Genomic DNA, 7,460 nt, shown 5'->3' with positions numbered 1-7,460 from the left:
GTACACCATGCTATTGCGTGGTTTGCCGTGTCAGTGGATGCGCATTATAGGGAGATTATGAAACCGTGCAAGGGCTTTTTGCAAATATTCAGATCGAATGAGGATCTTTTGTGCAGATCGTTTTATTTTTAACTATTATGACTGTTTTTATAGCAGTTTTATTCTATTTCCCTGACTTGTTATGAACTAATTATGGTGTTTTAAGGTCATTTTTTCGTCAGAGTATGGTGAAAGCGCAAATAATTCATTACCATAGCTATGCTTTTTAACAGTTATTTATCATTTTTCATTTTTATTAGAGATAAACTTATGCAGAAGTCATTTGTTATTACCTTAGTTACAGCGCTCATTGGCGCAGTTATCATTTATGCTCTATCTAGTAATGTTCAACTTGTTATATCTTTTATTGCAGGTTCAATGTTAGCTAGTCTTATTTTTACTTTCGTTCCTACTTCAACTGCAGCGGCTTCAAATGAGCCTTATGTTGGCCCAACCATGACACTGTATGTGGGTAACTTGCCATACCGTGTACATGAAGGTGAAGTAAAGAGTCTTTTCGGGGAGTATGGTCCTGTCAATTCAGTACGCTTAGTGAGAGATAGAAAAACAGGTCGTCGTAAAGGTTTTGGTTTCGTTGAGATGTCAGAAGCTGGTGCTAAAAAGGCGATGAACAAACTAAATGATTACAGTTTCCAAGAACGTACTTTAAAAGTAAGAGAAGCTAAATCACAAGAATCAGATCCAGCGGATCAAAATAAAGATTAGTTATATCGTTAGCTGGCTATGGAAAGACACTCAAGTTGTGTAAAGCCATAGTCAGTTAATGTCTGTTTTAGTCCATCCCCAATCTCAGCTGTATACCCAGCTTTTAAAATCACATCACAATTCTGACTCTTACTTTGATTACCTATCAAAAACAACACTCGTGTAGCAATCGCACTACCTGAATCAAGTAGTAATATTTTAGCACCTAAAACTTGTGCTATTTCTTGGCGTAAAAACGGAAAATGAGTGCAGCCCAACACCACGGTATCTATAGATGAGTTTTGAATAGGCTGTAAAATCTGTTCAATTTTCTTTATATCAACACATTTTCGTCCCGCTTTGTCTTCTGCTATTAGTACTAATTCAGAAGAGCCAATTAAATCTACTTGGCAACCACCCGCAAATTCATTGATCAATTCTTGGGTATAGGCTCTATTAACAGTGCCTGGTGTAGCAAGCAATGCAATATGCTGGCTTGTGGTTTGTTGTGCAGCTGGTTTTATTGCTGGCACGACACCAACAACTGGCATGCTAAGTTGTTTTCTTAGTTCAGGTAACACTAAGGTACTTGCACTATTACAGGCCACAACAACTATCGAAGCGTTTAACTGTTTTGCTTGTGTAACAACTAACTTAACGCAGCCATCAATTAACTCTTGTTCACTTAAATCTCCATATGGCAAACGCGCATTATCAAATAAGTAATAGATATCATGCTGAGACAATTTTTTATGAACATGTTCAAACACGGATAAGCCACCTATGCCTGAATCGAAAATGAGTATGGGACCGCCCAAGTTAATCTCCACTGAATGGGGTTAATAAGTGAAATTCATCGATTTCTGTTGTTAATATTCTAAGACTTCGCCGTTCTACTGGACATCAGCGGTGTGTAGTATAATATTTGCGCCCTTATTTTACAGCATATGGTGGAACAAAATGAATTTAGCAGCAATGGATCCTAAGAACTATGATGCGCAACTCGAACAAAAACGTGTCAAGCTTGAAGCTGCCTTTGCTGAGTTTACTCCGCCAAGTTTAGAAGTTTTTGGATCTGAGCCAGCTCACTACCGTATGCGAGCGGAATTTCGAGTCTGGCATGATGGTGACGACTTATACTATTACATGTTTGACAAAGCATTGAATGAAAAAGTTCGTTGCGAGCAATACTTACCTGCCGGTGCGCTTATCAATGAGATGATGACAGCATTGATGGAAGAACTTCGTCCAAACCATGCACTTCGCTTTAAATTATTCCAGGTCGATTTTTTATCTACTCTTAGTGGCGAGATCTTAGTCTCACTTCTTTATCATCGTCAATTGAATGATGAATGGCGAGAAGAAGCTGAACTCATGAAGCAACGTCTATCTAAAAAGTTCAATGTGAATTTTATCGGCCGTGCCCGCAAACAAAAAATTGATTTAGATAAAGATTTCGTGGTTGAGTCCTTAACTGTCAATGGTAAAGAATTACAGTATAAACAAATTGAAAATAGCTTTACTCAACCTAATGCTAAAGTGTCAGTTAAAATGCTTGAATGGGCTATTTCAACGACTCAAAATAGTACGGGTGATTTATTAGAGCTTTATTGTGGAAATGGCAATTTTTCAATTGCGTTAGCGCAAAACTTTGAACGTGTATTAGCAACTGAGCTAGCAAAGCCTTCAGTGGACGCTGCGCAATATAACATTGCTATTAATGATGTCGATAACCTTCAAATTATCAGAATGTCAGCCGAAGATTTTAGTGATGCAATGGCTAAAAAACGTCGCTATCGTCGTTTAGAAGGTATCGATTTAGACAGTTATAACTGTAATACCATATTTGTTGACCCACCGCGTGCAGGTATTGACGACAATACGCTTAGCTTAATGCAAAACTATGACCGAATTTTGTATATTTCGTGCAACCCTGACACGTTGAAAGCAAACTTAACCAAACTGAGTGAAACACATAAAATCACTCGATTTGCACTGTTCGACCAATTCCCATATACCGATCATATGGAATCAGGTGTACTTTTAGAGCGTAAATAATCACACTGCAATAAAAAGGCGATACTGTGTAAACAGCATCGCCTTTTTATTGCCTGACAGCTTAATTTATTTAGTTTCTACTTTATGCTGCAGCGCTTCAGCACCTTTAGCAACCATGCGTAATTGTAAAACCAAATGATCCGCTAATACTTTTCTATCAGCTCGTTTCATATCTAATGCCGATGCGCCAGCATTAAACACTAAGGTCACTAAGGCTTCAGCTTGAACTCTCGCTAACATAGGTGTTCTACCAGCGGTAGCTTCAGTGTAATGAGACAACTCCGAAATAAAGTGCTCAATCTCTCTCGCAACAGCAGCACGAAATGCCGCAGAAGTCCCTGAACGTTCATGCAGAAGAATACGAAAAACATTGGGATTTGATTCTAGCACTTCAATGAAAGTATCAACTGAGATACGAATAACACTGCCACCTGCTTCTGCACGCTGGCGACCTTTACGCATCATTTGTCGCAATGTCAGACCACCTTCATCGACCATGGTTAAACCGAGTTCATTCATGTCTTTAAAGTGACGGTAAAAAGAAGTTGGCGCTATGCCAGCCTCTCTTGCAACCTCACGTAAACTTAAGCTTGAAAAGCTACGCTCAGCACTGAGTTGATTAAAAGCGGCATCTACCAATGCACGACGGGTTTTTTCTTTCTGTAATGCTCTTACACCCATGTAAAGATCCATTTAGTAAATGATAGTGCACAGATAATACCGTTTTTAACAAAGAAACACAGCCCCATAAGGGTTGACCATATATTGAGGGTAAGTTAAATTAGCGTACAACTGTACGCCCAATAAGATTTTTGGATTATCTTAATGAAAAAACCACCGATTATTTGGTTAAACACATCACTATTTGCACTCACGCTATTAGGCGCTATTACTTTGGTTCCATGGCGTGGCATGACCCATGGATTTGAGGCCATCGAATGGATAGCATTTGTCGTGCTTGCTTTTGCAAGTGGCTTATCGATTACTGCGGGGTATCATCGCCTTTGGTCCCATAAAGCTTATAAAGCACATCCTGTCATGCGATTCTTATTTGCGTTGGGCGGAGCTCTTGCACTACAAAATAGTGCGCTGCATTGGTCTTCTGATCATCGAGTTCATCATAAGCACGTCGATAACAACGATAAAGATCCTTACTCTGCTAAAAAGGGGTTTTGGTACAGCCATATTGGTTGGATGCTACGCGAGTACCAAGCTAGTCGCTACCATGACTACAACAATGTTCGTGATTTACAAAAAGATGCCATTGTTATGTGGCAGCACAAACACTACTTATCATTGGTTGTCTTAATGAATATTGGCCTGCCTGCATTTTTAGGCTGGTTAAATGGTGACATTATTTCAATGGTATTAATGGCAGGATTACTTCGCTTGGTTGTCGTACATCACTGTACTTTCTTTATTAACTCACTGGCTCACATTTGGGGCAGTCAGCCATATACCAATAAAAATACGGCTCGAGATAATGGTGTTATCGCATTATTAACCTATGGCGAGGGTTATCATAACTTCCATCATATTTTCGAAAATGATTACCGCAATGGCATTAAATGGTGGCATTACGACCCAACAAAATGGCTCATTAAGTCGATGCAATGGGTTGGCCTTGCAAGTGATTTAAGAGTGGTTCCTCAAGAACGAATAGAAAGTGCCAAATTACAAATGCAATTACTTAGAGCACAGGACAAAGTGGCGCATTTACCTAACTGTGACGAGATCATTGCTAATTTCCAAGCTGAATATGAACTCATGAAGCAGCACTTGATGGAATACTATCAAGCTAAAAAGAGTTTACTAGAAGCCAAGCGCAAAGAATTGAGCGTCCAGCAGCTAAACCTGCAAGTTGAAGAGTTAAAAGCACGCCTGTTAGCTCAAAAGAAAAACTGGAAAAGCTTAACCGCTGCATATTAACGTTAGTAATTATCAATATTGTGAAACGGCTACCTTACTCGGTAGCCGTTTTTTGTTTCGCCAGAATGAATGTCACAACACACATTCAGTACTCTGCCATGAGCATATACATTATCGGGTCATTGACCCTTTATGACTTGCGCTCAAACAACTCACTTACCTGCTGATGCAAACCATGGCGACCTAATTCAACACCATTTACAGTCTCACCAATGTTGACTTCAACTCTTGACCAGAAACGCTTTGGTCTCGTCGTTAAAGCATGACCACCTTTATGGCTAAAGTATGATCCCCATAAGCCTTTTAACGCCATTGGTGTGACGGATACAGGGTCAGCAGCTAGGATTCTTTCAATACCAGGTCTAAACTCAGCAATATCGCCATCGGCGGATAATCGACCTTCAGGAAAAATACACACAAGCTCTTCGTTATTCAGCGCTTGATGAATGTGTTCAAATGCCTGCTCATAGGTCTTTTCACATTGTTTTGGCGAACAAATCGGAATAACACCAGCATGACGGAACAAATATTTTAAAAGTGGTATTTCACTAATAGACTTATCCATAACAAAACGCATCGGTCGCGTTGAAGATCCCATAATAATCAGTGCATCAACGTAACTCACATGGTTACACACAATAACACCTGCTCCCTGAGCTGGAATATGTTCACGACCTGTTACGTTAACTCGGTACATGACATGGCTAAGAATATAGCTCACGAAGCGTTGAGCAAACTCAGGCACCTGTGAATAAACATACAAAGCCACCACAGTATTCAAGGCTGCAAGTAATAAGAATAGCTGTGGAATGCTCCATTCTAAGAGCCCAAGCAATACGATGGATAACACCGCTGCAGTTACCATGAAAAAGGCATTAACAATATTATTTGCTGCTATAGCTTGTGCGCACTCGCCTTTTTCTGCTCTAGACTGAATAAAGGCATATAACGGAACAATGAACAGTCCACCACTTAGGCCCACCATAAATAAGTCAGCCATGACTCTATAATGCTGTGATGCAGCAATAAAAGTGCTAAAGCTATACACGGTACTCAAATCAACCGGCGCTGGCGGTATAGCAAAAATTAAATCCACACCAAATACCGTTAACCCCAACACGCCAAATGGAATGACGCCTAATTCAACATGACCATAAGAAACTCGCTCACAAATCCACGAGCCTACCGCAATGCCAATTGAAAATAACGCCAGTAATAGCGATACCACTGTCGCATCAGCATGAAGGTGTAACTTGGCAAAATTAGGAAACTGAGTCAGATAAGTTGCACCTAAAAACCAAAACCAACTGATGGCCAAAATTGCCATCCAAATACTTGGGGTTTGACGCACTTTAGCAATACTGCGCCAAGTACCAGAAAGTGGCGTAAAGCGAATTTTTTCAATCTTGCCTTGAGGTGGTAAAGCTGGAATTGCTCGACTTGATAGATAACCAATTGCAGCAAGAGTGACAACGGTTGCAGAAGCGGCTACTAAGCTATTATCACTCGCAACAATTAACCCTGCAGATAACGTCCCCACAAGAATTGAAATAAATGTCCCCATCTCAACCCAAGCATTACCAGTAACAAGTTCATTTTCTTTTAGCGTTTGTGGCAATAAAGAATATTTAACAGGGCCAAAATACGCAGACTGCGTGCCCATTAAAAACAGGAGTAATAACATCACCAAATAGCTTTGAGACAGAATAGCGACCGCAGCACATGACATGATAATAAACTCAATCAACTTTAATCGTCGTATGAGCATGGCTTTATCAACATTATCAGCCACCATACCTGCGTGGGCTGAAAACAAAAAGAAAGGTAAGATAAAAACGCCCGCCGCCAGATTTACAAACATATTCACGCTAATGGGTAATTCGTTAACTTGGCTATAAGTCACCAATAGCAACAGCACATTTTTATAAATGTTGTCATTCAGTGCCCCAAGACACTGAGTAACAAAATAGGGAAAGAATCGTCTAGTGATTAACATGCTGCATCCTTGTTTTTTGTCATTCCTAAAATGTAGCCTTGTACATGACTACTGAGCATTGCTGGTAATTCGGTTTCAGTGGTAAATAACTTTCCATCAATCGCTAAGCAAGTTAATCCATGAATCCCCCCCCATAACACTCGGCTCATTAATGTAATTTGTTGTTCTGACGCCTGTGCAAAAACATGTTTTAACTGCTGCGAAATCAATCCAAATAATGAATCAATGGCGTGCTGATGACTAGATGACAATGACACATTGTCTGGCGCTGATATTTCAAACACGAGCTTAAAGCCAGCCTTATGTTCAAAAGCAAATTGGCAATATCCATGTGCCATGGCTTCTATGATATTGATAGGTTCATCTTGAGAGCAGTCAACATTAAGATCGGCTAGGTGTTGGTATAAGTTCACCAAAACTCGCTCAGAAACACGTAAGAGTAATTGTTGATATGACCCATAGATATTAATTAAGGTACTAGGTGCATAGCCTATTTGACTGGCCACTTTGCGAAGTGACAAACCATCAAGCGAAGCTACTTGTAAGTATTCCATGACTGCAACTATGGCCATCTCATTAATTTCTTCATGAGTATGTTCCTTCCTTCGCGCCATCATAATCCCTATTGTAATTAACTAATGTGGTTAAACTAACAACAAACAAAATAAAAAACAATGTTCATAATAATTTTTTCTTCACTAAATAATCATAATGAGGCTTGTTCAGACACAAA

7 protein-coding genes are annotated in these 7,460 nt (G+C 39.7%); 3 read left to right on the top strand and 4 right to left on the bottom strand.

Features of this window, described 5'->3' with window-relative positions; all coding sequences use genetic code 11:
* Positions 1–309 precede the first annotated feature (309 nt).
* Positions 310–765 (top strand): RNA-binding protein, encoded by a 456-nt coding sequence (locus J8L86_RS19180; protein ID WP_211031299.1) that lies wholly within the window; start codon positions 310–312, stop codon positions 763–765.
* A gap of 8 nt (positions 766–773) precedes the next feature.
* Here the strand turns inward: J8L86_RS19180 and murI are convergent, their stop codons facing one another.
* Positions 774–1,562: a glutamate racemase gene (gene murI / locus J8L86_RS19175; RefSeq protein ID WP_065110547.1), complete on the bottom strand. Its 789-nt coding sequence runs from the start codon at positions 1,560–1,562 to the stop codon at positions 774–776.
* 142 nt (positions 1,563–1,704) lie between these two features.
* Here murI and trmA point away from each other — a divergent pair, with 142 nt between their 5' ends.
* Entirely contained in the window at positions 1,705–2,802 is a 1,098-nt protein-coding gene (trmA, locus tag J8L86_RS19170) for a tRNA (uridine(54)-C5)-methyltransferase TrmA (RefSeq protein ID WP_065110546.1), read from the top strand.
* A gap of 66 nt (positions 2,803–2,868) precedes the next feature.
* Here trmA and fabR read toward each other — a convergent pair whose 3' ends face one another.
* Positions 2,869–3,483 carry an HTH-type transcriptional repressor FabR gene (gene fabR / locus J8L86_RS19165; protein ID WP_055024214.1) on the bottom strand — a complete coding sequence of 205 codons (615 nt, stop codon included), beginning with the start codon at positions 3,481–3,483 and terminating at the stop codon, positions 2,869–2,871.
* Positions 3,484–3,627: 144 nt separating this feature from the next.
* Between fabR and J8L86_RS19160 the strand changes: the two genes are divergently transcribed.
* Positions 3,628–4,731: a fatty acid desaturase gene (locus J8L86_RS19160; RefSeq protein ID WP_119969492.1), complete on the top strand. Its 1,104-nt coding sequence runs from the start codon at positions 3,628–3,630 to the stop codon at positions 4,729–4,731.
* Positions 4,732–4,861: 130 nt separating this feature from the next.
* On the opposite strand, the gene J8L86_RS19155 is transcribed toward J8L86_RS19160, so the two are convergent.
* Positions 4,862–6,727, bottom strand: coding sequence for an MFS transporter (locus tag J8L86_RS19155; protein ID WP_080917170.1), 1,866 nt, complete (start codon positions 6,725–6,727; stop codon positions 4,862–4,864).
* Positions 6,721–7,341, bottom strand: a complete 621-nt coding sequence (locus tag J8L86_RS19150) for a TetR-like C-terminal domain-containing protein (RefSeq protein ID WP_211031298.1) — start codon at positions 7,339–7,341, stop codon at positions 6,721–6,723. Before J8L86_RS19150 ends, J8L86_RS19155 begins: the two co-directional genes overlap by 7 nt.
* Between the last annotated feature and the right edge of the window lie 119 nt (positions 7,342–7,460).

This window comes from Shewanella sp. MMG014, from assembly GCF_018100775.1.
Lineage (GTDB): Bacteria > Pseudomonadota > Gammaproteobacteria > Enterobacterales > Shewanellaceae > Shewanella > Shewanella japonica.
This window is presented reverse-complemented; position numbering and strand designations above follow the sequence as displayed.

What these genes read in the sequence shown, in the direction of transcription:
- J8L86_RS19150 (WP_211031298.1), bottom strand. Translation starts at nt 7,341, where the DNA reads ATGGCGCGAAGGAAGGAACATACTCATGAAGAAATTAATGAGATGGCC.
- trmA (WP_065110546.1), top strand. Translation starts at nt 1,705, where the DNA reads ATGAATTTAGCAGCAATGGATCCTAAGAACTATGATGCGCAACTCGAA.
- J8L86_RS19160 (WP_119969492.1), top strand. Translation starts at nt 3,628, where the DNA reads ATGAAAAAACCACCGATTATTTGGTTAAACACATCACTATTTGCACTC.
- J8L86_RS19155 (WP_080917170.1), bottom strand. Translation starts at nt 6,727, where the DNA reads ATGTTAATCACTAGACGATTCTTTCCCTATTTTGTTACTCAGTGTCTT.
- J8L86_RS19180 (WP_211031299.1), top strand. Translation starts at nt 310, where the DNA reads ATGCAGAAGTCATTTGTTATTACCTTAGTTACAGCGCTCATTGGCGCA.
- fabR (WP_055024214.1), bottom strand. Translation starts at nt 3,483, where the DNA reads ATGGGTGTAAGAGCATTACAGAAAGAAAAAACCCGTCGTGCATTGGTA.